The sequence below is a fragment of the Streptococcus mitis genome (assembly GCF_946190275.1).
In the GTDB taxonomy this organism is placed as follows: domain Bacteria; phylum Bacillota; class Bacilli; order Lactobacillales; family Streptococcaceae; genus Streptococcus; species Streptococcus mitis_DC.
The window spans coordinates 14,486-39,245 of sequence record NZ_CAMHZQ010000020.1 but is presented as its reverse complement, the minus strand read 5'-3'; the positions used below and the strand labels follow the sequence as shown (position 1 = coordinate 39,245).

The 24,760-nt window shown below is 41.5% G+C and carries 32 protein-coding genes and 1 pseudogene; all 33 read right to left on the bottom strand.

From position 1 onward, the window contains the following. Window positions 1-57: 57 nt before the first annotated feature. The 33 genes and pseudogenes from N8M20_RS10785 to N8M20_RS08890 all read right to left on the bottom strand — a co-directional run bounded on the left by N8M20_RS10785 (window position 58) and on the right by N8M20_RS08890 (window position 24,285). Window positions 58-1,509, bottom strand: coding sequence for a gp58-like family protein (locus tag N8M20_RS10785; protein WP_419991753.1), 1,452 nt, complete (start codon window positions 1,507-1,509; stop codon window positions 58-60). 3 nt (window positions 1,510-1,512) lie between these two features. Then, window positions 1,513-1,914: a hypothetical protein gene (locus N8M20_RS09045; RefSeq protein ID WP_261080366.1), complete on the bottom strand. Its 402-nt coding sequence runs from the start codon at window positions 1,912-1,914 to the stop codon at window positions 1,513-1,515. Between the two features lie 8 nt (window positions 1,915-1,922). Further along, complete coding sequence (locus N8M20_RS09040) at window positions 1,923-2,753, bottom strand: hyaluronate lyase N-terminal domain-containing protein (RefSeq protein WP_261080365.1); 831 nt, start codon at window positions 2,751-2,753, stop codon at window positions 1,923-1,925. Window positions 2,754-3,393: 640 nt separating this feature from the next. Next, window positions 3,394-4,561 (bottom strand): annotated as a pseudogene (locus tag N8M20_RS09035) (tail fiber domain-containing protein); the annotation flags it as partial. A 4-nt stretch (window positions 4,562-4,565) separates the two neighbouring features. Next, complete coding sequence (locus N8M20_RS09030) at window positions 4,566-4,916, bottom strand: DUF6711 family protein (protein WP_061424988.1); 351 nt, start codon at window positions 4,914-4,916, stop codon at window positions 4,566-4,568. Between the two features lie 8 nt (window positions 4,917-4,924). Further along, window positions 4,925-8,605, bottom strand: a complete 3,681-nt coding sequence (locus tag N8M20_RS09025) for a phage tail protein (RefSeq protein WP_261080364.1) — start codon at window positions 8,603-8,605, stop codon at window positions 4,925-4,927. Further along, window positions 8,592-8,942 carry a hypothetical protein gene (locus tag N8M20_RS09020; protein WP_261080363.1) on the bottom strand — a complete coding sequence of 117 codons (351 nt, stop codon included), beginning with the start codon at window positions 8,940-8,942 and terminating at the stop codon, window positions 8,592-8,594. The genes N8M20_RS09025 and N8M20_RS09020 overlap by 14 nt, the downstream gene beginning before the upstream one ends. A gap of 38 nt (window positions 8,943-8,980) precedes the next feature. After that, on the bottom strand, window positions 8,981-9,361 hold the full coding sequence (locus tag N8M20_RS09015; protein WP_261060355.1) for a DUF6096 family protein: 381 nt from the start codon (window positions 9,359-9,361) through the stop codon (window positions 8,981-8,983). A 4-nt stretch (window positions 9,362-9,365) separates the two neighbouring features. Then, window positions 9,366-9,779: a phage tail tube protein gene (locus N8M20_RS09010; RefSeq protein ID WP_049515339.1), complete on the bottom strand. Its 414-nt coding sequence runs from the start codon at window positions 9,777-9,779 to the stop codon at window positions 9,366-9,368. A 2-nt stretch (window positions 9,780-9,781) separates the two neighbouring features. After that, window positions 9,782-10,150, bottom strand: a complete 369-nt coding sequence (locus tag N8M20_RS09005; RefSeq protein WP_261080362.1) for a hypothetical protein — start codon at window positions 10,148-10,150, stop codon at window positions 9,782-9,784. After that, entirely contained in the window at window positions 10,150-10,659 is a 510-nt protein-coding gene (locus tag N8M20_RS09000; RefSeq protein ID WP_261080361.1) for an HK97-gp10 family putative phage morphogenesis protein, read from the bottom strand. Before N8M20_RS09000 ends, N8M20_RS09005 begins: the two co-directional genes overlap by 1 nt. After that, window positions 10,634-10,972, bottom strand: coding sequence for a hypothetical protein (locus tag N8M20_RS08995; RefSeq protein ID WP_261080360.1), 339 nt, complete (start codon window positions 10,970-10,972; stop codon window positions 10,634-10,636). Before N8M20_RS08995 ends, N8M20_RS09000 begins: the two co-directional genes overlap by 26 nt. After that, window positions 10,953-11,264 (bottom strand): phage head-tail connector protein, encoded by a 312-nt coding sequence (locus N8M20_RS08990; protein ID WP_000021225.1) that lies wholly within the window; start codon window positions 11,262-11,264, stop codon window positions 10,953-10,955. Before N8M20_RS08990 ends, N8M20_RS08995 begins: the two co-directional genes overlap by 20 nt. Window position 11,265: 1 nt before the next feature. After that, the gene (locus N8M20_RS08985) at window positions 11,266-11,454 is read right to left on the bottom strand and encodes a hypothetical protein (RefSeq protein ID WP_261080359.1); all 189 of its coding nucleotides are present in this window, start codon (window positions 11,452-11,454) and stop codon (window positions 11,266-11,268) included. Further along, window positions 11,444-11,626, bottom strand: a complete 183-nt coding sequence (locus N8M20_RS08980) for a Rho termination factor N-terminal domain-containing protein (protein ID WP_261080358.1) — start codon at window positions 11,624-11,626, stop codon at window positions 11,444-11,446. The genes N8M20_RS08985 and N8M20_RS08980 overlap by 11 nt, the downstream gene beginning before the upstream one ends. A gap of 11 nt (window positions 11,627-11,637) precedes the next feature. Continuing rightward, entirely contained in the window at window positions 11,638-12,480 is an 843-nt protein-coding gene (locus N8M20_RS08975) for a N4-gp56 family major capsid protein (RefSeq protein WP_173278533.1), read from the bottom strand. A gap of 5 nt (window positions 12,481-12,485) precedes the next feature. Next, window positions 12,486-13,070, bottom strand: a complete 585-nt coding sequence (locus N8M20_RS08970; protein WP_001288021.1) for a DUF4355 domain-containing protein — start codon at window positions 13,068-13,070, stop codon at window positions 12,486-12,488. 449 nt (window positions 13,071-13,519) lie between these two features. Further along, window positions 13,520-13,693, bottom strand: a complete 174-nt coding sequence (locus N8M20_RS08965; protein WP_261080357.1) for a hypothetical protein — start codon at window positions 13,691-13,693, stop codon at window positions 13,520-13,522. Between the two features lie 108 nt (window positions 13,694-13,801). Then, window positions 13,802-13,987 carry a hypothetical protein gene (locus N8M20_RS08960; protein ID WP_261080356.1) on the bottom strand — a complete coding sequence of 62 codons (186 nt, stop codon included), beginning with the start codon at window positions 13,985-13,987 and terminating at the stop codon, window positions 13,802-13,804. After that, a complete protein-coding gene (locus N8M20_RS08955) occupies window positions 13,978-15,687 on the bottom strand; it encodes a minor capsid protein (protein WP_261080355.1) in 1,710 nt (569 codons plus the stop codon). Before N8M20_RS08955 ends, N8M20_RS08960 begins: the two co-directional genes overlap by 10 nt. After that, window positions 15,596-17,065 carry a phage portal protein gene (locus tag N8M20_RS08950; protein WP_261080354.1) on the bottom strand — a complete coding sequence of 490 codons (1,470 nt, stop codon included), beginning with the start codon at window positions 17,063-17,065 and terminating at the stop codon, window positions 15,596-15,598. The genes N8M20_RS08955 and N8M20_RS08950 overlap by 92 nt, the downstream gene beginning before the upstream one ends. 11 nt (window positions 17,066-17,076) lie before the next feature. Beyond that, entirely contained in the window at window positions 17,077-18,375 is a 1,299-nt protein-coding gene (locus tag N8M20_RS08945; RefSeq protein WP_261080353.1) for a PBSX family phage terminase large subunit, read from the bottom strand. Further along, on the bottom strand, window positions 18,353-18,793 hold the full coding sequence (locus tag N8M20_RS08940) for a terminase small subunit (protein ID WP_261080367.1): 441 nt from the start codon (window positions 18,791-18,793) through the stop codon (window positions 18,353-18,355). Before N8M20_RS08940 ends, N8M20_RS08945 begins: the two co-directional genes overlap by 23 nt. Window positions 18,794-20,080: 1,287 nt before the next feature. Next, on the bottom strand, window positions 20,081-20,527 hold the full coding sequence (locus N8M20_RS08935; protein WP_261080352.1) for an ArpU family phage packaging/lysis transcriptional regulator: 447 nt from the start codon (window positions 20,525-20,527) through the stop codon (window positions 20,081-20,083). Between the two features lie 76 nt (window positions 20,528-20,603). Further along, entirely contained in the window at window positions 20,604-21,467 is an 864-nt protein-coding gene (locus tag N8M20_RS08930; RefSeq protein ID WP_261080351.1) for an SPFH domain-containing protein, read from the bottom strand. Between the two features lie 16 nt (window positions 21,468-21,483). Continuing rightward, entirely contained in the window at window positions 21,484-21,648 is a 165-nt protein-coding gene (locus tag N8M20_RS08925; RefSeq protein ID WP_001220799.1) for a hypothetical protein, read from the bottom strand. Beyond that, the gene (locus tag N8M20_RS08920) at window positions 21,638-21,874 is read right to left on the bottom strand and encodes a DUF3310 domain-containing protein (protein ID WP_261080350.1); all 237 of its coding nucleotides are present in this window, start codon (window positions 21,872-21,874) and stop codon (window positions 21,638-21,640) included. The genes N8M20_RS08925 and N8M20_RS08920 overlap by 11 nt, the downstream gene beginning before the upstream one ends. Beyond that, a complete protein-coding gene (locus N8M20_RS08915) occupies window positions 21,871-22,281 on the bottom strand; it encodes a YopX family protein (RefSeq protein ID WP_261080349.1) in 411 nt (136 codons plus the stop codon). Before N8M20_RS08915 ends, N8M20_RS08920 begins: the two co-directional genes overlap by 4 nt. Continuing rightward, window positions 22,278-22,769: a MazG-like family protein gene (locus N8M20_RS08910; protein ID WP_261080348.1), complete on the bottom strand. Its 492-nt coding sequence runs from the start codon at window positions 22,767-22,769 to the stop codon at window positions 22,278-22,280. Before N8M20_RS08910 ends, N8M20_RS08915 begins: the two co-directional genes overlap by 4 nt. Then, on the bottom strand, window positions 22,766-23,026 hold the full coding sequence (locus N8M20_RS08905) for a DUF1372 family protein (protein WP_261080347.1): 261 nt from the start codon (window positions 23,024-23,026) through the stop codon (window positions 22,766-22,768). The genes N8M20_RS08910 and N8M20_RS08905 overlap by 4 nt, the downstream gene beginning before the upstream one ends. Further along, window positions 23,023-23,616, bottom strand: a complete 594-nt coding sequence (locus N8M20_RS08900) for a hypothetical protein (RefSeq protein ID WP_261080346.1) — start codon at window positions 23,614-23,616, stop codon at window positions 23,023-23,025. The genes N8M20_RS08905 and N8M20_RS08900 overlap by 4 nt, the downstream gene beginning before the upstream one ends. Beyond that, the gene (locus N8M20_RS08895) at window positions 23,616-24,104 is read right to left on the bottom strand and encodes a DUF1642 domain-containing protein (protein ID WP_261080345.1); all 489 of its coding nucleotides are present in this window, start codon (window positions 24,102-24,104) and stop codon (window positions 23,616-23,618) included. Before N8M20_RS08895 ends, N8M20_RS08900 begins: the two co-directional genes overlap by 1 nt. Next, window positions 24,097-24,285, bottom strand: a complete 189-nt coding sequence (locus N8M20_RS08890) for a hypothetical protein (RefSeq protein ID WP_261080344.1) — start codon at window positions 24,283-24,285, stop codon at window positions 24,097-24,099. The genes N8M20_RS08895 and N8M20_RS08890 overlap by 8 nt, the downstream gene beginning before the upstream one ends. Window positions 24,286-24,760 lie beyond the last annotated feature (475 nt).

Below are 24,760 nucleotides of genomic sequence, written 5' to 3'. Positions count from 1 at the left end.
TCGCCTTCTGCCAAACGGTTGACGAGTGATTCAGCGACAAGCTTGTCGATTGTGTGATTATCCATGTATGTTCTCCAATTCTTTAATTTTCTGGTCCAGTTCTTGGATGGCCTTCAGCAAGTAGGGGATGAATTTCGAATAGTTGATAGACAGATAAGATGTTACTTCATCTGTTTCAATTGCATAAGGGACTACCTCCTGTACTTCCTGCGCAATCAAACCAACCTCTTCGTGTTTCTGGCTCTCGATGAAATCAAAAGAGACCATGTTCAATGCTTGGATTTTATCCAAAGCATTAACTGGACTCTCTTTAATATTTTCTTTCAAGCGTCTATCTGAACTCGAAGTAATACCTGCATAGCCTCTCCAGCTTGCTTTAGTGATTTGATTCCACCAGACGACGGCATTCTCTCCTCCAGCTGGATTTGACCCAGCACCATAAATGTCTGCATTTCCTGTCCAGATACCTTTGGCAGCATTAATCTTGCTGTAGAAATTAACGTTTGTAGATCCAGAAAAGTCAACTTTACCATAAAAACTAACTGTATTCTTACAATACATCTGTCCATCTGTATCTACATGCCAAGAGTTTGGTCCTGCTTGGTTCCAGTTATCGCCCCAATTGGCCCAAAAAGCTGTCTTGGTGCCATAACCAGCACCATTCCCCATACCAACAGAGAATTGGTTTACTCCAGAAATCCAGCGACCGCCTCCGTTGTCGAACTGACCCAAGGTAAAACCTCCAATTTCACCTTGATAGGCTTGTAGGAATGTTGAACTAGATACGACAGACTCAATCTTGGTTGTGAAGATTTGCTTGGATGTCAGCTTGTCAATCAAGGCATCTCTAGCGGTCAGGTTCCGAATCAAGGCATCATCTACGCTGATTTTATCTCCCGTGATAGCTCCAGCTTGGATATGTTCAGCAGTGACAGAACCAGCGGCCATCTTCCTAGCTGTTACAGCACCATCTACCAACATATCTGACTGTACTCGAACGTGTGGAGCGATGATATCAACCCCTCTCGGACTTGTGGAAATGGTAGAGGCTAACTGCTCACCAGTTAGAGTAGTAGAGCCGATGGTCACACCTTCAGGCGTCACTTGTACCCTCGCACTGTTAGCAGCGTCTCGCACTTCCTGCCTGATTTCTCTAGCCGTCTGAGCGATGGCGCTCTTGACATTCGTATCAAAGAACTGAGTCAGCGCCCCTTGATTGTTCTGCTGGATTTTGCCCCACAGGGTGCTGTTTGGATCTCTCAGTTCCAGTTCGATAGAACGCATATCCTTGAAGAGACCTGACAAAGTACGTTGCGTGACAGTAGGCTCCACGAAGCTAGTAGGAAAATCCCCCTGCTCCAGTTGGATATCCGTCAGCACCGTATCACCCACACAGCCCATGTGATGAAGCTTCAGCAGTTCATCTCGTGTCCGTGGCTGAAAGACCTTATAATACCGCCCGTTATGCTCCAAAGCAGGAGACCGGACGTTTTGAATGGTAATATCCATGTGTTACCTCATTCTGTCATATAAAACAATATCTTTATAATCATTTCTAAACCAGTTTCGTGTCAAATCAGATAAAGCTTGACGCTTGCTTGCTTCATCTACTCCTGCATCTTCATTTTGACCTAGTAAAAACACAAAAGATGGATTAGGTGTTGATAAATTATAGGCATATACTTTGACGAACTTTTCTTCTATCCTCAAATAGTAGTACCCTGAGTTTAATCCTACATATCGATACGAGAATCGAGTGTAAAAGTCTAAAGTAGCTGACTGATAGTTAATATTTAATATAGTCAATGACAAAGTGTTTACAATTTGAAATCTGTATTTTTTCCAGATTAGCTTATCTCCTATATATCTTTCAGCAACTTCCTTGCTACCCACGTAAATTCCTTCTCTAGCCATACTACCTCCTACGAATTACTATAGATGTCATAGATAGTATTACTATCCTTGTTAGGAATCGCGTCATATTGAGACCTTGTGCCAGCCCAATACTTCATCGGTCGCCCACCGTTTTGATTGATGATATTTTGACCTGGAGCTCCGTCCGCACCTCTAGGACCTATTTCTCCTCTAGCACCAGCTGGTCCTGCCGGTCCTGCTGGACCTGTTGCACCATTCGCCCCTCTTGCACCGTCACTGACATTGTCAAGTCGTGTGCTAGCAGCCGCTTTAATGCCATTGTGCGTTACAACAATGTAGACCTCAAACCAGCCTCCTGAACGTTGAGAGGCGTTCCACTGAGCAAATTTACCGTTCGCATCAGGCGTTTGGCTCAGCAAACTTTGCCAGTTATTATTCCCAAAGCCTCTGTAGTAATAATCAACAGTATAGCCACTGGTTAACCGTGTCCCGTCATAGTAGACGTCCGCGATCAAATTCAACTGACTAGTCGCACCGTTTCGATAGCTTCCTTCGATACGTACATTGGCATTTAAGCTATGGCCGTTATCTCCTCGCAAGCCCTCTCTCTGTTGACTCGTCAGGTTCTCGAATCGCATAACACCGTCCGCCCCTCGTGGTCCTGTTTCCCCACGTTCTCCACGGTCTCCTTTGGGACCAGTTAGATATTGCAGGGCTGAGAATCGGTCACGGCCATTTCCAACCTTGACCTTACCAGTATCACTCTCAATGCCTAACTCTCCGTCATACAACACAAAGTTACTTCTTGCCCACTCACTAGCTGGCATCCGTTTATGTCGTACCCTGATAGGTACTACTTCAGGCGTTGTTTCCGTCATGTTCTACCTCCATCAAAAATAAAAGTTGGGTTCTCACTCCAACTTCCCTCATATCTTGCATTTTGCCCATCAGCAACCGTCTTGTAAACAGGCGCTAATTCAATCCGTCTTGTCTGATTGTCAATCGTCAAAGACTGCTCTATATTCTGATACCAGTCGCCTGAAAAGGTCAGACGATAAGCACCGTAGTAGACCGCCAAGACCTTCTCTTCTTTCTGAACAAGGTCTTTATCAATCGCTGGCATGACCGCATTAGCAGGCGCAAGATGAACGTGGCCACCATAGAACGGTGTTTTATTGACTACCACAGTCACATCCGTCTTACCGTAAGGTGTGCAGGTTGCTGACCAGCTGATAACGTATTTCTTGCCAACTTCAAATCCATCGCCATTGTGGCCAACTTCTACAAAATCCGTTCCATAACTGATTTTCTTGGCTGTGCCACCGTTCAAGCGGTTCTTATTGTACTGGGTAGTGCCGTCACCACCAATCAGACTAGCGTTGACCCTTGCAGTTTCGCTAACCTGCTCTAATTTCTTACTGAGTTCGGCGATTGAGTCCGCACCACTCATGAGCTCCTCACGGATGCGTTTCACGAACTCAGGACGCTCTTTCTCCATTTCCTCGTGGATTTTGGCGCCAAACTCTTCAGCATTTGCTTTGTATTTTTCGATAGCATCATCTATCGCTTTTTTACGTTTCTCGAACTCTGCTTCAAAGGCTGCGTCCGCTGCTTCTATCTGCGCTTGGATTTTGGCTTCAATGCCATCTTGTTGCTTTATCTGCTTGGTAATCGTACCCTCGTAAGAATACTGGGTATCATTCCCAGCCTTACTGTCTGCACTGATACGACCTCTCAGACCACCTTTAAAAGTGAAGCTCTGACTTAACACAGGAACTTTAAATGTTTCTTTCTTGTTGGTCTGAATAGTTACCCACTGCCCAACCTCAAGTAACAAATGCCCTTGGTAGTTGAGATTATATGGATAGTAGGTCAGATTTTTCAGCTTATAATAAAGGTCATTTAAAGCGCTCTGGGTCATGAAGACATTGTCCAGTTCCAATGACCGACCTGTCTTCATACCAACCGTCAGAGACTTCTTATCCGTCTTACAAGTGATACCAGCTATCTGATACTCGATTTCACTCTTAGTCAAACCATGTAAGAAATAGCTGTCAGCATTAATTGTGATGTTGGACTCAGTCAAATCACGGATTTCCATCTTGCCTTCTCGGTTAAAGAAACAAGACATCCCAATCATCTGAGTCATAGCACTCAGCATATCCCTAAAGGACAGTTTCTTGCCCTCAGGAACTTGCTCGACATGGTAGCGCATAGCGCTGATACCGAAATAGTCATTCGCCAACTCAATGCCTGTTTTTAGACAGATTTCCTGAATAACCTCTCGCACCTCAGCTGGAAAATGCAAGTCTGTCACATACTCACGATTGAGCTTGAACATACCGTCCATAAGTTCAAGCGTGGTTGTGTTGCGGTTTCGGTCAATCTCGATATCATTGATGAAGTATTCTCCCATCTTGACCCACTGGTAGGCATCCCCAACCAGTAGACCAATCTCAGGGTGTAGGATATCCAGTTTATTGAACGTGGTAATGATACTGGTAAAGGTAATCTTACCGCTACCAGCACACGTTCCACCGGGCTTATATGTATCGCCTTTAATGTAGCCATATTCAAAGCTAGCCTCTTTGATATCCCGTGAAGCATAATCTCCAACACGAATAGCCAGCGTCCTGTCTTTGGCAAACATGGCTCTGTCAAATTGCCGTCTGGTTAAAGCGTCCATCTTCTTACCTCTCTACCAGATTAAATTTAGCACCAGACCAAGGCTTGAACTTCTCAGTGAAGGTATAGCTTGGAGCCGTCCTATCGCCGACATAGAAAGTCCCAGTGGTCTGACCTTTAACAGGGTCAGGATATGAGACCTCGAAAAAGACTGCTGACACGGCATTTAAAAGCTGACTCATTTCTTCTTGAGTCAGCATGCCCCATTCACAGTCTAGTTTGCGCTTAGTCGTGATACGGTCGCGCACCATGTCTCCATTGGCATTACGCCCTGTTTCTCCATCGATATCTTGAATACCGACCTGAAAAGATTTGGGAGGCTTCACAGCCACCCCATTGATTGTCAATTGTGCCATTTAACCTCCTAAATCTTGAGCAAGGTTTGACCTGCTCGTTCGTGTTCCTTGTTGATTTCTTGGATGGCCACCCGTCCGAACTCGTGACCTGCGATTTGGATAACGATGTCGCCATCGCCAGAAAATCCACCTTGTGGACCAACACCAGCCATGGCATTTACTACTGCACTGCTGACAACTCGCCCAAGTGTTTGGATAAATCCTGTATTTTCAAGTGGTACGACCGCTTCTTTACCAGCTTCACCAATCATGGCGATTGTTGGGCTATCGACGATACCACCACGGGCAAGACGAGGAAGGCTAACTGTACTTACACTTCCAATCCATCCTAGACCAGGTAAGTTTCTGACAACATCTAAAACACCATTAATCATGCCGATAAATCCATTAACCACATTTTCAATAGTGTCAAGAACCGCATTAACAGCACCCTTAAACGCTCCACCTACTGCCTCTCCGACCATCTGACCAGCGTTTACGAAGATACTTTTTACAGTTTCCCAAACGCCTTTAAAGAAGTCGCCGATAGAGCTAAAGGCATTTTTAACAGCGTCAAAAGCTTTTCCGAAGATCTCGCCAAACCAGCTTGCTACTTTGGAAAGCGCACTTGTAACATCGTTCCATCTTTCGCCAAACCATGAACCTAGTTTGCTAAAGATGTTTGTTAGACCAGTCCATGCTTTTTGGAACATATCAGTAAACCATGCTCCAATATTAGCTAAAGCACTAGTAACATCCGCCCAACGTTGTCCGAACCATGAACCGATTGGCGTGAAGATATTAACGATGGCATCCCATGCGCCTTGGAATACACCAGAGAACCACTCTCCGATACCAGAGAAGATAGCTACAATGGCATCCCATGCTTGCTGGAACTTCTCGCTAAACCATTGGCCTATTGGCTCGAAGATTTCTTGAAGTTTCGTCCATAGACCGCTGAAAAATTCGCCAATCGCTTGACAAATACCACTGATAAAATCACATAGTCCTTGCCATGCAGTTTTAGCAAACTCAACAACAGTGTCCCAGTTTTGGTAGAGCAAGACACCGATAGCAATTAAGGCTGCAATAGCAGCAATAACTAAGGTTATCGGACTGGTCAAGACTGCAATAGCTCCATTGAGTGCCCATGTTGCAGCTGCTGCAACTCCTGCTGCAACCGATTGAGCGATTTCTGCCGCTGCTGCAAGCCCCATTTGTGCTGCATGAACACCCCACGCCAGTGCTGATTTACCAAGTTCTAGAGCAGTTTTTCCTAACTCTACAATCAATTTACCTGAATTGACTACAAAGTCTTTTGCATACAACGCATTCAAATAGATGGTTTCTCCGAAGCTGACCAATTTATCAAATGTCAAAGCTTTCAAAGCTAGTCCAAGGTTTTTAATTCCGCTAACAATAAAGGAAACCTTGCCACTTAATAATTCGAATGCTCCTGCAAGTCCTCCAGCTTGTTCAGCCCAAGACAAGAACTTAATTCCTTGCCACACGGTTGCAAGCGTACCAATAACATTAGCGATTGTGGAGATAATCTCTTTATTTTCTTTACACCAATCAGAAAAAGCAGTAAAACCGTCAGCTACTAACTTGATTGTATCAGCTAGTAACTTCAATGCTTCTAGTATGATACCGCCTAATAAATCAGCAACAGTTTCAATACTTATACCGAACGTATTAGACAAGAACTCGGCAAAAGGCTTCCAACTTCCTTCCCAAAGTATTTGAATAATATCAATTAGTCCGTTAAAAGCATTAGCAATAGAGTCAATAGCAGGGGCTACATGTTCATCGTAGACACTACTCAATCCATCGCCAAACTTATCAACAACACTCTCAATAGTTTCAAATATCGGAGCTACAATGTCCAAAAGACTTTGAAGCATTGATGAAATTTTAGGAGCGCTTGTCACAACGACTTTTTCAAAACCTTTAAACAGACTTCCTGCTAATTTACTACCAACTTCAACAATGGTAGATGTCAAGCTTAATAGAGTTGACACAATAGCGCTACCGATACGAACCGCACCAGTTGAAGTAATGACGTCGTAGAAAGCACTAGAAAAAGCCTGAGCGATATTTCCTACAGCCTCTGCAATGTTACCAATATTATCAAACAAAGCGACTAGCGCCCTGATAATCCGTTCTTTCTGCCTTTCAAGGCCGTTCGCAATACTTTCAGTAAGGAGTACACCAATACCAACTCCGATAGTGGCTAACGAACCAGCAATTTGTCCCAAAGCATAAGCAATTTTCTCGGTCATGCGGTTAAAGGCATTTACAACTCTTGGATCAGTAGCGATTTCTTCAAGAGTTTTCTTGATTCGCTCTAAAGCAGCTTTGATACGCTCTAAACCTTCCGGTCTAAATGCTGCATCAAAACCTTTTTTGAAGAGGTCAAACAACCCTTTCAGCTTATCTCCAAGACCATCAAAAATGCTCTTGAATTTGTTGTCCATGTCGGTCAACTCGACTTCTGGCAAGATGTCTTTGAAAGGTCCGCCACCGCCTCCCTTTCCTTTACCACCTTTGCCTCCGCCACCGCCTCCAGAACCGCCTGCATCATCGTCTTTTGGTTTTTGCAAGATGTTAATCTCATCAAATCCCAAAAGACCTAGCAATTCTTTAGCAGCCTTCTTAGCGTTTTTAGCTGAGTCTCCAAGATTATCAGCAAGTCCTCCTGCTGAATCTCCAGCGTCGTCCACTGCATCAGCAAGATCTCCTGCTCCGTCTGCAGCGTCTTTCATGGCGTTACCCATGTCTCCAACTGCTCCACCGACGCCATCTTTTACTGTCGCTTTCTTGTTGAACATCAAAGCGATAAACTCAGCGAGTTTAGCAGTCACGTTCTTCAATACCATGGCAAAAGAGTTCAAAACAGGCATAATGGCATTGATAATCGGTAACATAGCATTACCCAGATTCAATGCACTATCTTTCATCAGCGACTTAAACAAGCTGATACTACCATTGACTGAGTTGGATAAGGTATCACCATACTTGGCTGTAGCCTGTTCCAAGATAGCCATAAGGCGGATTTGTTGCTGGGTTTGATAGTCCAACTGTTGCCAGCTCTGTCCGTTTGCGAACTTCTTAAAAGCTTCAGTAGACTCAATCATAGCCACATTGACGTTGATTCCTAGATCTTCAATTGCTTCGGTGTTCCCTAGCAAACCTGATCGAATACGCTCCATAACGTCTGTAATGCTACGGCCTGAACCTTCTGCAATAACTGCCGATGTCTGCAACATCTTAGCAGTATAGGCGCTTAGCTTGTTGGTATCTTTGATAAATCCAGAAAATAGGTTTGAGTATACTGCACCGTAGTTGGTCGCCTCACCCACACCCATATTCATAGCGTTAGCGTTATCGTTAACCCATTTTAAGAAAGATTGTGAACTCTCGCCCATCTGGCGTTTGATTTGGTTCATAGACGCTGATACTTCAAGAGCCGTCTGTGCTGAATACATCCCAACATCAAGCAATTTCTTACCAAGGATCGCAAAACCAGCGAACTTAGCTAGCTTGCCAAACGCACTACCGATAGAGTTCGACTGTTCACGAACTTTGGCAGTGGCATTCTTCACTTGGTCAGATGTTCCTTTGACCTGATTCTCGACTTCTTTCATCTTCTTCCTGAAAGGCGCTATCTCAGCGTCAATCATGACTTTCAATTCGTCAAGAGTTGCCATTCACTTCCTCCTTCCTTTTTCGATTATGTCTTTCTGCAAAATCACGCATCCGTTCCTTATGCAGCAAAAACGCTTGTCTCTGTCGTTCCTGTTCTACCGCTTGCTGTTCTTCTACAAACAACTCAGGAGCATATTCCCAGAACTCAAATACCTTGGCATCCTTGGATAACAATAAAGAAACGTGGTTGGATATCATCTGCGAAAGTCTGTATGAGTCAATAATCTTCTCTTTACGCTCTCGGATTTTGACACGGTTATAGCTTTCAATCATTTCTCTGATTTCAAGCACCGTCAAATCCCAAAAATCAAGAGGCTTACCCCCGATGTCTAAAAACATAGGATAAAGCCTCTCAATAATCTGCGTTACCGTTAAGATTACTCGACTACTGTCATTTTCTTCTTGGAAGTTTTCTTGTCCTTGCTTCCTCGTGGAGTAAAACCCGATACTTCAAAGAGTGGCATTAAAACCTCTGACATGAAGGTTGTTTGGTCTCCACCGTTGTCCACGTATTCATCGTATAGATCGTAGACATCCTCAAAGGAATACCCATGTTCATACTGCTGCAAGGCTCCATGAACTAACAACAACATAACTTTCAAAGGCGGTAAAGTGAATTCTTCACCAGCTTCAGGCATAAAAATCTTTAACAAGTTCATGCCGATTTTTTCTTCCACAGTTGCAGCCTGATGAGATGTCAAACGTAGCTTCAACTCTTTTTCATCAGTAACTTTCCAAGTTGTGTATTTTAACGCCATTTAATTAACCTCCAAGACCGTCTACAAATTCCAACTCTGACTGCAAAGCAATTTTAAGGGTGAACTCGATAACGGCATTGACACCGCCACCACCAAGCTTAACAGATACTTGACCTTCAAAATGAACTTTAGTGTTGTCTGGGTAAGTTTGTTCAAAGAAGAGTTTTGTCTTGTTGTCTGCCGCTTTACGCAATACGCGATAAGGTGCGGTTTCTCCGTCGTTCTTATAAGCGAATTTGTACTCCAATTCCCCTGCGTCGCCAATACCGAATTCATACTTTTTAACTTTGTCTTCAAGAGTAGTGTTCTCTACTTTTTCAGGCTCAATACCAAACTCTGGTACTTCTTTCAACCCAGCAAGTTTAGTATAAGTTCCTTTAGCTGTACCATAAGCTAACGTAATTCCATTTGCTAACATGTTTAATTCTCCATTCTAAATTGAAAAACAAGCTCTGAGTGTAAGTCAACAACACCTTCAAAACGCATGACCTTATGTCTCAAATGTGACGGGTCTGGCACGTCTTGGCAGTCGGTTCTTCGCAAACCTAAAGACTCAAAAATCTGATTGATTTTAACAGCTAACTCACTAGTGCTGGTATCATCAAAGATATCCACCTTGTAGCGGATAGATGATTTTTGTTCCTGGTCATCAAACCAATCACCCGGCTTGTTTTGTTCTTCCAAAAAAATAACGACTGGGAAATTCTCCCAATCGCTAGGATAAGTATCAGTCACATTATCTGCGACCTTTTGCAATTCTTTATAAATAACAGGCTTGATATTGATCATTATATTTGTTCTCTTATCTTTCTACGCACATAATTCGAAATATTCTTAGACACACGCTCTTGATTGTCTCTTAAAGCTGGATAAAGATAAGGTTGAGCAGGTTGACCATACATCTTGTAGAACTCCCCAATCTTTTGAAAATGGTAAGGTCCTATATCTATCTGGTCTTCATGCACATACCAAGGATTAGACTTGTAAGTCATGCTGACTTCTGGAGAGATACCAGAATGGCTAGCTTGTCCCTTAGGTCCGGTTCCAAACTCAACGTAAGGAGCATAGTGCAGATTGGTGTAAACCTCTCCTATAACCTTATCTCCGTCCATTTTAACCCTAGTCTTGATACTATTTCTAAGTTCTCCATTGTTCCCTGGTGCAAGCCTTTTAGCATCAGCTTGGACAATGGTTTTGGCTGCATGATGAACCGCCTTTGAAACAATATCTCGTTGCGCAACATCTGACAACTTTCTGAACTTAGCTATAAGTCTATCTGCCCCTAATAGCTCTGACACGCTCTAACTCCAAAACTTGATGATGTGTGTAGACCTTTTTAGAAATAACCCTGTGAGTCACTTCTGTCTGGCTATCGATACACACACCATCTTTCACTTTGATAGTAGCTAACTTGTTGGCATTTGCATTCAAAATATCGTTGACACGCTCACCATACAGCTCAGATTGTAACTTGCTACTAGCTGGCCACAATTCAAGGCGGACTGTCTCAGCTTCCTTGGCATATCCTTCTTTTGCGACACCTTCCTCTGTGACAGTTTTTTCAAACCGTCGCATTGGATAAGGTTTCAGTCTACTCTGCTTCAAAAACATGGCCTGCCACCCTTGCTAGTCTGTGCATGCGTATACGCTGTAAAAGACCCGTAGACAGGCCGTTTTCTCCGTACACTACTGCTATACCACCTTCGGTTCTAGAATGTTCCCCTTCCGCTCCTGAGCGATTGTGGAGCTCGATAGCAACCTCAGGTATTAAGAGACTTAAAGCAGGTGTCAAAGATGTGCGATTAGTCTCTGATAAGATAAGATTTGTAGCCCTCGTTTGGAGCAACATGAGAAGCTGAGTATCTTCTTCGCCTGTCATTTTCTTCAGCAACTCTATAGACATATCAATCCTCTTCTAAAAACTCAGGTTCAGGGAGAATTTCCTCAAGAACATCTGAGATAGCGACACCATTGCTAGCAAAATTGTCAGTCAGCTCAGCATAGCGCTCCTCAGTAATCTCAATTTCCTCTCCTACCAGTCGTTTCACATTTAATTTCCAATCGTAGAAATCTTGTTTGATTTTAAATTTCACTTTTTAAATCCTCCAACACCTCTACAATTTCGGCTTTTGATAACTTATAGGCGCCAGCTATGCCAGCTTCTTTGGCTAGATTCTTCAACTCTTCTAGAGTCTTATTCTCTAAATCAGAATACCGGCTAACCTGCTCCTCTTGTATATAATGACGTCGTAGCAATAAGCTCATATCGCCACCTCTTACTCACCGAATTTTACAACTCGTGTAGGGTCGTATAGGTAAACACCATAATGTTCATCACCAGTGATAACCGTTGTCTTTTTAATGATGTCACGGTCTGTTTCGATAGCTACGTCACGTTTCATCATGATAACAAACGCACCGTATTTATTAGCGTCGTCTGTCTGAGTTTGGCTAGGAGAGACTTTGACGATAAATCCTTTACCTTCATCAACTTTTTTAGAACGGACGATTTGCACACCGGCAACTTCACCAAAGGTTCCAGAAACGACCATATCTGCGCCAATCTCTGACCCCTTAGTCCATTCTTTCGCTACTGCAGTTTTTAGCTTAATAGCATCTTTAGGGTTGATGATAGCAACATATCGCGCATCTTCTTCATCCTCAAAAATATCAAGAGCTTTATCGATTGCCTCAATAGTTGTAGGAGCGTCTGCAACGTGTTGTGTTGCTGTTTTCGCTACTGCCACCAAATCGTTATCAATTTTATTAGCGATAGCCAAACCAAGCTGGTAAGTCGCTTGACCTAGTGGGTCACCAAGACCTGACAAAAGAGCTTCATCGGTAATTTCATAACCTTTAGCAGCCTTTTTAATAGTCATTTCTTTTTCTTTTGTTGATAGTTGGTCTAGAGTAATAGCTTGACCTTCTCCAACCTCTGCAGCATCTCCTGCATACTCCCATGCTGGAACTTTTAGAGTATTCCCTGGTCGGCCTTGGAGTGCTGTTTCCACATAAGCCAGTGAAGTGAATTTAATCAATTTAGGTAGTTTAGCGGAAACCATGTCCGCCATCACTTCTGGGTTAACCATAGTGGCTAATTTAGTTTGTCCTGCTGTCATTTATTTTAACCTTTCAATTTCTTATAGAGTTCTGGGTTCTTTTGATAGAGTTCATTTCGACTCTGATAACCCATACGAGCGAATTCTTCTTTTGTGATACCGTCGCTGTCAACTGGCGCTTGTTTCATCGGAGCTCCGCCTTTTAGCTTTTCTTGTACGCCTTTTTGTACGGCTTGTTCCCATGATTTCTGCAATACAGCGACAGACTGCGATACCGTCTCTGCGCTTGTCAAATCAACTACATTTACTAACTCAACAGGTAAGTCACGTTCACTTAACATTGCTTTAGCTTCTGCGGTCAATTCCTTGCGAGCAATAGCCTTTTCACGGTCAGCTAGTTCTTGCTCACGCTGATCCAACTGATATTTCTGTTTCTCATCAGCGTTCATCTTGGCAAGCTTCTTAGCTTCGTTCTCTTTAGCTTCTTGCTCAGCTTCCCATTTAGAGCGTTCGGCAGATAGCATCTTACCGATTTCAGCACGAGTGAAAGTTCGTTCGTGCTTTTCTTCCTGCACTGTATCAACATTTTCTTGAGTGTCGACAGTCTCAGTTGATTCAGTAGATACAGTTGCATTGATTTCTTCTGACATAATTGTCCTCCAGCGATTACGTCGCCACTCGATAATCTCGCTTTACGTCCGGCGACGGAACAGTACAGCTTTTAATGTCATCGGTACAGTTTGGACGAAGCGCACCAGCGGACTCGAACCGCTCGCCAGGTTTCAAGACTCGAACTTGATTAGCCCGTAAGATAGAATCGAACTATCTTCCCTTCGTGCGCATAAAAAACCGTACGGGATTCCATACGGTTAGAATATAAGAAAACCGCCTCGATTTCGATGCGGTTAGGTTATTTATTTTTCAATTGTTTCAGTTTCTTTCTGTATTCAATTCCGACTTTTAGAGTTGAAATGACTGTTGAAATCACTTCAAATAATTTAATTATTACGAACAAAATTAACGCAAAAAATATAATCCAACCTAATAAAATTGATACCAAATCCCAGATAAACATATCTTACTCCTTTTAATGTCACAATCAATCAACTTCATACGATAATGAAGAAATGTCTTTTAATATTTTAGGTAGTAACTCAATCACACTTAACGTATCCGTCCCATGGATATTTAACTCTAATTTCACTGTCGCTGAGTCATTTTTGCTTGATCCTAAAAATTCTACGTTAGGTATCCCAATTCTTACTGTATCCATTTTCAATCCTTTCTGAGTACGAAAAAAGCACTTAGATTTCTCTAGGTGCTTTGATAACTATTAATAAGCAAATTCAAGTTTTGGTTTAATTTCAAAGGTATCATAAAGTTACCTTGCATATTCGTAACCTAATTTACCTTTAATACGATTAAACGTTTCCAAAATGTGACTGGGGGTATCCGCTTGAAATACAAATCTAGGAGTTTCATCATCTGGGTAACTGGATTTTACCCATGGATAAATCTCTGTATAGAATTGCATTGTTTCTTTACTAGGTAGCGCCATTACTTCCATTTCAGTACCTCCTTAACTTTTTGTAACAATATTTTATCTGGCGTGTCTTCAGCTAAAACACCGACTTCAGCTACTAATTCATTGATATTATTTTTCTCAAAAGCAGCTAACGCATCAATACTAATTCTATGAAGATACATCATATCAAGGTTTTGTTGTGTTTTCACATACGACACCAACGGAGCATTTAATGCTTTCATTGCTTCTTCAAGGTTATTATACCTCTTTTTATTCTTTTTGTAAAACACTTTTGCAGAATCCCAATGTTTTTTATGGGTCAACTCATGCTTTAAAATACCGGTAAGGTCATTTGAAGCAAAGTAGTCATCTGACAACAGGTTCTGAATCTGCTCTTTTGAATGCAAAATATCACTAACAAAAAGAATATTTTGTTCTTGATTATATCCTGCAAAAGCGTTCAATCGACTATGTTTCACAATGACAATTTTAGGCACGTCAAAGTCAGATAAATCTTTCAAACTCTCATGAACGTTTCGCATGGTATCCCTAATTTTCTTAGTGTTGTCTTGTAACCAAAAATCATAACCCGTCCCATGAACTTGTTTAGCGCTGACCCGAATCCTATCACCGACTACGAATTGTTGTGATTTCGCCATTAAATCAATTGAACTCATATCCTGATTATACATCTTTTCCCCATCTTTCGCAACATACTTGCTATACCACTCTTTATAAGTCATATCAGCAGGTACTAGCTCGGTCTTACCTGTCACTGGATTCCTTGCCCTGCGCTTCAGCTTGCTGTAGTCTGCGTCCTCATCGTATCCGACAGTAGTAGACCTACACCACGGATGCATAGGCGGACAATTGACTCCAGGGACAGCCTTATCCCTATCATAGACCTGATTATCATGCTCCTGACAAATGCGTGATGTACGCTTGTCTAAAACAGCCACAAAGATATACTTCTCTATATCCGCTTCCTCATAGCTGAGTAGTTCCATTTGGTTATGAAAAAAGGCTGATTCTGTTCGAACCAAACGCCTTGCATCGTTCTGACCTACATTGAATCGCTCAGCAATTGCTTGTGCAGTTTCTCGTGTATCTCGGCCTGTCATGAGGCTTATGAGTAGTTCATCTTTTATGCTTGAAGTAAGCTTCCCTGTGTTCTTCCAGATATCTGTGGAGTACGTACTTCCGTCGCCTACCCAACTGAAAGACTGTAGATGTTTTATCTCGCTCTCAGGAAGCCCAGAAAAGCCATATGCCAGCCCTGTCTGCTGTTGCAAGTCAAAGGTAGCCTTGTAATAACTATCCTTCATCAAGTCGCTATAAAAGACATCTGAGCCTGTTTTCTCTGAATGATAGATAGATTCACGCATACGGTCTAAATCATCGCTCAAACGCTCTAAGCGCTTCATACGGAAAGAATAAGCTGGACTATCTAAGTCAGCCAGTAGCCTTTGGATATTTGGGTCATTCGGTCTTGCTTCAAGCACCTTACGAAGTTCATTCAAGTTTTTCTTGTCTTTCATGTTCTTCAAGACTTGTCTAGCATCTACCTGACTTAGACCATAATCACGTTGGAACTTATCAAAAATCTTATTAATTTCCTTATCCAAGTAAGTCTTAGCTTCCTGATAGACCTTATCGAACTGGTCTGCCTGCTTTTCGGCCTTGTCCATCTGTTGGTAAATCAGATTGGCTTTCCTCTCCGCCCAATACTCCTGATTCTTCATCCTCTACCTCATCTTCGGGTTTCGTGTTGTCTTGGTTAAACATCGGCATGTCTTCCATGTTCTTCTTTTTCTCTTCTTCCAAGGCTTCCAATTCAGCGTCAGGGTCTTCTACAAACGGCAAGAGTGAGATAAGCTGTCTATTCGTCACTTTACCTTCAAGGTTGTTCACAATCTGAGAGATTTCCAGTAAGTTCTTAGGCAAACCACGGCTAAACTGTGGAACGATTGAATGAGACTCTAAAGCAATCTGTTTCATGCCCAAGTAATGAGCAAAGATAGCAATACGCTGTCTTAATCCTCGCTTGTAATTCGCTTCCTTGGTCTTAGTGATCATTTCAAGACCCATTAGCTTGAATTCCATGGCTACGCCCGACGTGTTCCCTGCGAAATTCTCATCAGTAAGATTCGGCACATGGCTGAATGTGTAGATATCCTCTTTCAGAGCCGTACGCAAGATTTCAGTAGCACTTTCGTCCAGCGTATTCTTCAAGAACTCAGCTCTTGCACTATCGCCCGGCAATTCCAAAAGACCTTCTTCAGAAAGAATCTTCATCGCTACCTTGGCATCTTCTGGAGTGTCTGCTAGTTGAGTGCCATATAAGACTAGGATAGACTCTACTGCCTGTTCCTTGTCATTGACACGGTTACCCATCAAAGAATTATAAGCGTCAATCAAGCTGATTTGTTGCTCATAATCACCAATCGCAAAGTGATTGTTGCGATACTCGATAATTGGGATTTGACCTAGATTGTGGGCTTCTACTTGCTCATTCTGAGTTGTTCCTGAATCTGTACTTCTCAGCACCATGTGATAGTGCAGATTTTCTGTAAAGACCTCAGCCTGATACTTAGTAGTGTCTTTCGTATCATCTTTAACTTGATAGTAGTAGACCGCAAACAAAGGCTTCCGCTCAATGCTATCATCGTAGACCATGAAGGTGTTCTCTGGATCAATACTAGTTGAGTCCAACTCAGTCAATCCCTCTTTGGCATAGATGTACTCATAAGCACGACCGTAGATAGCCATGTTCAAAGCATTCTGCGCATCTACTTGGTCAATCTCAGCACCGTCAAACGCTGTAAGTAGTTCATCAATATCACCTTCAGCAGTATTGTTGTACTTGATAGGATTACCCATGAAATAGCCTGTAGCTGTATCTGCAATATCCTTGGCATGATTGGCTACTGTCTTGTAATTGGGTGCGTTCTCGTTGCGTCTCTTGTGATTTAAAATAGCATGCTCACCCAAGTAGTAGCTTTTAAGTTTCTTCAAACGTGAGCCTTCAGTGCTATGCTTCGTTATCAATTTGTAAATAAGGTCTTTCTTCAAAGAACCCTCATCATATCCATCTCGTGGATAGGTTAAATATTGGTACATGTCTTTCCTCTCTATAGACCATAATCAGAACGTCTGCGGACGGTTGCTTTGCCACCCTCAATACATTGAAGGCTGTAACGTAAAGCATCCATCAAGTGGTTATTTTTATCTTCTGGTTTATTCAACCAGTTTCCTTCTTTGTCTTGTTGATAACAATAGCTATAAAATTCATCCATGATGTTTTTACAATCTGGATGCACATAAATAGCGTATCCTTGCAATTTGGACACGCCTGCCATGATACTATCCTTACCTTTCCGACTCTCTTTAATTCGGGTTATCCCATGCTCTGACCTCAATTCCTCAATCAATCGTAATTCAGCGCTATCAGCGATAATCCGTGAGCGATGATAACCTTTGTCTTTTATCATCTTCGCAACTTCTTTAGTTATCAATCCGACTTTATACGCCTCGTCAAAAACATAAATCTCTTTCGTTGTATCGTTTATGAGCGAACAACACAAAGCAGTTGGATCATGAGTGAAACCAAAGTCAAGACCGATACATAATTTATTGGCTGAATCTTGTAGTAATTCATCCTTATTGAATTCTTTGACAGTCACGTTTTCATAGATTAAACCTTCAGCAACTCCCCACTCGCCATCACAAACGATTCTAGCCCGTCTTGGGTTCGTGTGATACAAATCCTCATAGCGCTTGATATCTACCTCATCCAGCCACTCATTGCATTTGTAAGTGGTCGTAGTAGCGAATGTATCAGCTCGTCTCGTATCTTCATCAAAGAAGACACGTTTGAGCCAGTGCCTCTCGTTCCACGGGTTAAACGTGACTGTGATCTGTTTAAAGAAATCAGGTACGTCTAAGCTACCACGGATTGACTCAACAACCGTACTGAACTTGTCTTCAGTCTCAATTTGGTACGCTTCCTCAAACCAGGCCCAACAAAGGATACCAACGTCAACTGTAATAGATGTGATTTTAAGTTCATCATCCAAACCACGGAACAGAATCTTTTGCCCAGTCGCTTTTATAGTTATTTCAGGCAAAGACTCGTTGAATTTAAACAAATGAGTCACGCCCAACACATTACACGCCCATTTAAAATCCGTATAGGTAGATTGCTTGTTCGTATTCGAATATCTACGAATAACAAGCAAGTTCGCCCAGGGATATTTCAAAAGACGTACAACGTAATTTAATGCAGTTGTCTTGGACTTCTTCGAACCACGGGACCCTTTGACTACACGATAAAGATTTCTTGAGCGCCAAAATTGTCCGTACCCAGCTCCTACTGTCTTAGGTAGGTCAACAACAATATCGTTCTGTTTAATCTGGTATGTCTGACTCATTCGCAAACACCACCGTTCCAGAAACGTCAGCCTCTACCTTATCCGTCCAAAGCCTATGCCGTTTTCCTAGAAGTTCGGCCGCCTTAATCCTATCTTTTGCTCCTACGTCGATATCAATGACCTGTTGCCCTAGCTCTCCGATACTACATAGGGTTTGCTCTTGCGTCTCCCCTCGCATTACTGAAGTTAGATAGCTGAGTACTTCTTGCTGGTCTGCGATTTTTTCAGAATCAAGTTGTTTCAGTCGTTCATCTATATAGCTTTTAATCTTAGGATTCTTTAGTAACTTATGTCCTTCGACACCTGCCACCCTATCACTAGAAACGCGATAACCCGCTTTCTTATAGGCTTCCGTCGCATTACCTGAGATGATGTACTCATCTGCAAATCTCTTTTGTTTTATTCTCAATCCACTCAATTTTCCATCACCACCTTTTTTACAATCAAAAAAAGCCACATGATGTGCGACCTTTTCAAGCCTTCTCTCTGCGAATTAAAATCGCAATTGGAACGACAGGACTCGAACCTGTGACATCATTCGTCTACCATATATCCATTAACCAGCATGAGACTACTGCTTTAAACGAGTGACTTTTGATAACTTATAGTTTATTACCTTGTCCACAAATATTCCTACTTGTATCACTCATGCACGATTGGTTAGACCAATCACTCCTTACATCACAAACTACTAAGCCATTTTTCAATTAACGAAGACCCCGCTAAAAGTCTAAGCTGCTTTACTCTTTGACTTTACTCTTATCCTTGCGAGACTTGAGCAGGCAATCTAATTGCCGAAGTACACTTTCGTTTGTGACGGGCGATGACTTTTGCTTTTTTTGAGTTTTTTCTATCTTGAATAGCTTTTAAAATATAAAAATCATCTTTTCATCTATCACAGACACGCATCGCCATGTGTTTCATTCTCTTTTGAAGAACAAAATGCACAGCGCCTGCTTGTTATCGATTGTTTTGCGGACAATCGACTCACCTTACATACTTTTGGGAGGCACCCAATTTTTGTAAGATATGGTATCAAGCTCTTGTTGCACCTCGAACCAAATACCTCTTTCCTCTTATAGACTCGTTTCACAGCCAAACTGCCACGTTTGCATTTCCTCAGCACCTTGCCGTTGGAATCTCTCTCTGCTTTAACTTCGCCAACCTATTCCAGAACTGAAATAGTTAAGATTGCATTGCTTAGATTGACCATTACTGGCAGGATGTTTGATAGATTAAAAACATCCTTTTCCTGCGTTACCACAGATTATCTAGGCTAAGCCCTAAAAAATGCAAGGCGACTACAACCTTGCGTGTTAATTAGTAATCATTTTGAAAGTTTTCCTTTTTTATTTTTTGTAGTCTTTACAACCTCTGAGGGAATCAAACCCTCTAGCTTATAACTTATCCGGAATATAATTAGCTATGCAATCATGCAAGGTCCAGTCGCTCCGCAACCATTTGTAAGTTAATGAGTAATATGTGGATGCTAAGCCTACTGCCTACCCCATTCTGGGACACAACTACTCAAACGGCGATGCCCGGAATCGAACCAAGGGAAACATAGGAGAGAAACCACTTGCCTGTCACCGCCAAAACGAGACCGAAGCCTCGGAAAAATATAATAAAGTATAAAGGAGACGTCAATTGACCTATCACTTGACAATACTATTTTACCATGTAAAATAAGCCATTTCCTAGCAATTTACTTGCAAATATCTCCCAAAATTTTACGATAGACAATCAACTTACCTTTTCGATAGGCTTCCGCAAATTCCAAAGCACCTCTGCTAAGCATGCGATAGAACTCGCTCTCAGAATAGCCTAAGTCCATATAGATAGCCTTGTCTGGTAATTGGATTTTCATATCCATGTACTTCTTTGCAATTACCTGCCGAACGTATGGATCCATAATGCAGTTGACTGCTCTCTCAATCTCTACAACCTCTGCTTCTGCATCCACATGTTCGATAACCATATTCTCTGTTGCTGTGTTCTTACCAGTAAATGTCTTTGGTTCAAATGAGTAGGTCGTTGTGATTTTAGGTAAATACTCAGCGCCTGCCATCCGGACATACGAGCGGTAACTCTCTAGAACGTCATAGACATTTTTCTTGGTGAATTGCACGTCAACCTTTTTTAATAACCTCACAACATCGCTCCTTTATGATATAATATTTTTATTGGGTATATCACAAAGGAGTCGGCCGTGTGCTGGCTTTTTTATTTTATTCTTTATTCGTGATCACACTACCTGCACCGTTAACAGTGACCCAGCCATGCTTCTCTCTGGCTTCTGCTTCTTTCATCCGGATAAGGTTGTCTGTGATTGAGTCTGACTTAGCTTTGTTGGCCTTGGCTTCCCCTTCTGCTTTGATGATACCAGCATCCGCTTCAGCTTGAGCTTGCACTTTCTTGGTATCAGCTTCAACCTTAGCCTTTTCCTGTTCCTGTTTTGCTGTATCAATTTCCTTCTGTTTTACCGACTCATTTTTAATTGCTGCTTCAATCTCATCTCCTGCATCTTGGTCTGTGATGGTAAAGGACACAAACTCCAAATCATAAGACTCAAATTTCTCTTTTAATGCTTTATCAATAGCCTCATAGACTTCTGTCCTCTTATTTCCAAGAATATCGTAGATATCATAATTACCTGTTACCGATTCTATAGCACGCTGAACAGCAGGAGATACTACGCTATTATTCACGTTTTCTAAGTCTGTGTAATTAGAGAATACCGTCATGGCTTTTTCCTTGTTTACACGATATTTCACATCGATATTCGTATTCAACCATTGACCATCTTTTGTCTGAGTCGTGATTTTCTCCATTGTTTTTGTTTGAACAGATGTCGATAAGGTGTAGACTTTATCAATAAATGGCATTTTTAGATGATAGCCTGTTTGCAGGGTATTTTCTTGAACACCACCAATTGCGCTAACCTTAACCCCAACTGTATTAGCTGGGATACGTTTCACAGCCGTGAGACGAAAAATCCCAAGTGAAGCAACAGCTGCAACTGTAATGATACCGCCCTTAGCAAGTTTTGTAAGTGTCGTTTTTCCTGTTTCGTGATTGTATTGTGTAAACATTGTTTTTACTCCTTTTTTAAATTATTTTTCCATCAAAAACTAGTGTTATTGTACCTGTACCATCTTTGTGTTTAGATACTAAAGCACGGCAATCTGAGCCTAATTCAATACCCTCAACTGTGATACTACGCTTTATCCTGTCAACATTGATGATTGTTCCCATTAATGTTTTAATTCTCATGCTCCATCTCCTCGATAAGCCAGTCAAGGTTCTTTCTGGCTTTCTTCAGGTCTTCAAGACCGTTTTTCTTTTGGTGTCGTAGTATGTACTTCAAACTGTTACCTAGATAGAATCCTTTTATCTGCTCATCTGTCATGAAGTTTCTTAAAGCATCGATAGATTCCATGCCATACCGACCTTGGTAGTGACTTGGGTTGTTTATGTTGTCAATTATTTCTGGGTTCATTCTTTCTCCTCCAAAAGCTCTGGATTTTTGTAGACGTTGCCGATGATTTCAACTATTTGAGAAAATTCCTCAGCATCTTTCTCAAAATCCTCAATGATCATTCCGTCTCCGAAAAATCCTTCTCTACCGTTGAGTACTGTATAAAATCCCAAAGTTGGGTGCTTCTTTATATCTACAACGTCTATATTATATCTAACTACATCCCCCTCAAAGATTTCCTTGCCGTTCTTATCCTGGAGTCCTGTTGATTGCATGAGTTCGATTTCGTCAGGATAAGCTGTAATGTAATCATTCATTAAAGCATCGTTTAACTCAAATTCTTCAATCTCGCTATCCTGAAAAAACATACATTTGACTGACATCAGTCTACCTAATTCACGATGCCACACTCTAAATTTCAGTATCATCCCAAATCCTCCTCTTTGACAAACGTGCCATCAATCCAACGACCTTTGCGGTCTTTGATTTCGTTGTAGGCCATTTTAAAGCATCCCTCGAAGCTATAACCAAGTGCATAGCTGATTGATTTCAGGTAGCCTATTGAACACATTAAACTATATTGACACATTTTCTCGTATCTTGAATTCTGATACGATTGAAAATTACTAATGTTAGTATTTAGCCATTTGAAACATTCCATCACATCTCCGGTTTTTACAAAGCACGATTCCTCAAAAATCTTATCAACATCCACTTTTATCAGCAACGCCAACCCGACAATCACAACTGCGCAATCTCCGATGCTGTCCTTAGTCAGCTCCTCATTCTTCTTGAGATATCCGGCGCATAGTTCGCCGAACTCCTCGCTAAGTTTTAGTGACTGCTTGTCCAGTCGTCCACCATTTTCAAGATCACGGTCTATAAACCATTGTTTTACTTTGTCTAGTGTGTTCATAACATCACCTCATCCCCAACTTTCACTTTATCCCACTGCTCTCTAGTGACTACGAAAATTCCATAATCTCTGATAGTCACTGTATACAACTTCCCGTGTCGTCCTTTCTCGACCACCTTACCGAATATCTCAGCGCCTGCGTTATCAGCCTTATAGATAACCATCGGCTTCTTCTCTTCCAAATCTCGAATCCTGTCCATCTGCCAGATATTCAATCCAGCAGATAGCAAGATCCAGATAGCTATGAATCGTTTCAATCTGTGACCTCCTCGACAGTGAATTTAATTCGACGACTTCCAATGTTGAAGAAATTATCAACACCTATTTTATTTTCACTTGATACAATTTTCATTGCAGCTTCCATCACTTTTTTGCCAAATAAAAATTGATTTTCATAAAAGCGTTTTTGGACTTCATCTAATTTTTGGTAAGGCGATACATAGTTTTGTTCAACCGCCATTTCTTCTTCAAATCTCCTCTTTTCATCATCAGGAGAAAGGGAATGATTGTAGATTTCTGGAAAGTTAAGCTCTTTTAACTTTTCTAACCCTCTCATCATCTCTGCATAAGCATTTCTTTCTTTTGCGTGTTTCTTATAATTTACAACGCCTGGTTGTTGTTTAGCTAAAAATTTAATCTCTGCATTGGAAAGCTTGTACTTGATACACATCTGGGCATCTATCCAGAAATTATCTGCGTCTCCTCTATGCCAATTAAAATCATTTCTTTCTAAATCTAATAGCAAATCAACCACTTCTTGACCACGTTGGCTTTCTATCAATTCATTGTCAACAGGCTTAGTCGCCATAACCTCGGCAATCCATTCTAGCCAAACACTGTCTTCCATCACTCCACCTCCTCAATCTTGATCCCTGGGCAATCAAACACCCAGCCGAAACCAGCTTCTTCTAATCGCTTTCTAGTAAAGCTTTCAAGATCGCCATACACCATTTCAAAATCAAGATGATCGCCACCCTGTCTGTACACAGTTTTCAACGACTGTCCATTGCGCAATATCACTTCATACCGCTTCTCTTCCTCGACCTCGTAGCCGTCAAGCCAAGCTCTAGCTACCAAATCAAATGGTATTTCTTGCATAAACCATTTCCCAACTTCATCGTTCGTGAAATCAAATTCGAATAATTCTGCTACGTCTTTACAAGTTTTTCTAGCTTCCTTAATCCAATCCGCCACAAACTGCGGAACTTTGACTGGTTGCGGTTCGTCTAGCAACTTTATCAATTCCAACGTTGACCATTTATCAATCATAGGTCTAAGACCTCTGCAATTAGCTGGTAATTCCTCCACCGCTTTAATCAATTCCTGCTTATTCATCTTCCAACTCCTTTATTCTCTTCCTCAATTCTTTATTCTTTTTCTTCAACAAATCGCGCTCCAGCGCTCTAATCCGTCTCTTACGTGAATCACACGGCTTCGAATACTCGATTATCTTCTCTTCGTTTTGCTCGATTGTGCGTAGATAACCTTTTATCAATTCTTGTTTATCATACTTCAACTGAATACCTCATCAAATTTCATGACATCTTCATTCCACTTGAACGGTTCGTGTGCCAGTCTTGCGAAACCATTCTTATCAACCCCATTCGGTCTATCCGTGACATATTTCAAAAATAAAGGTTGTTTACACACATAGCATCGAACCGATTTCTAATCTGATCCAACATATCTCACGACACAATCTCCGCAAAACGGACACTGTACGTCTGTTCTTAGTTTATTCATTTTTTCTCCATTTTTTACAAACAAAATTTAATGCAACCGTGCAACCGATAGAAATCAAAAAGTAAAAAGTAAATTTTAAGAATCCTTATTTAATAGGCTTTCTCTTTATATACTATTATTAAATATACTTTTTATAAAATATCGGTTGTATCGGTTGCATTATATAAAAATACTTAATAAAAACCAGTAATACCAAGGGTTTAGGGGTGCAACCGTTTTTTCGATTTATCGGATGCATATCGGATACA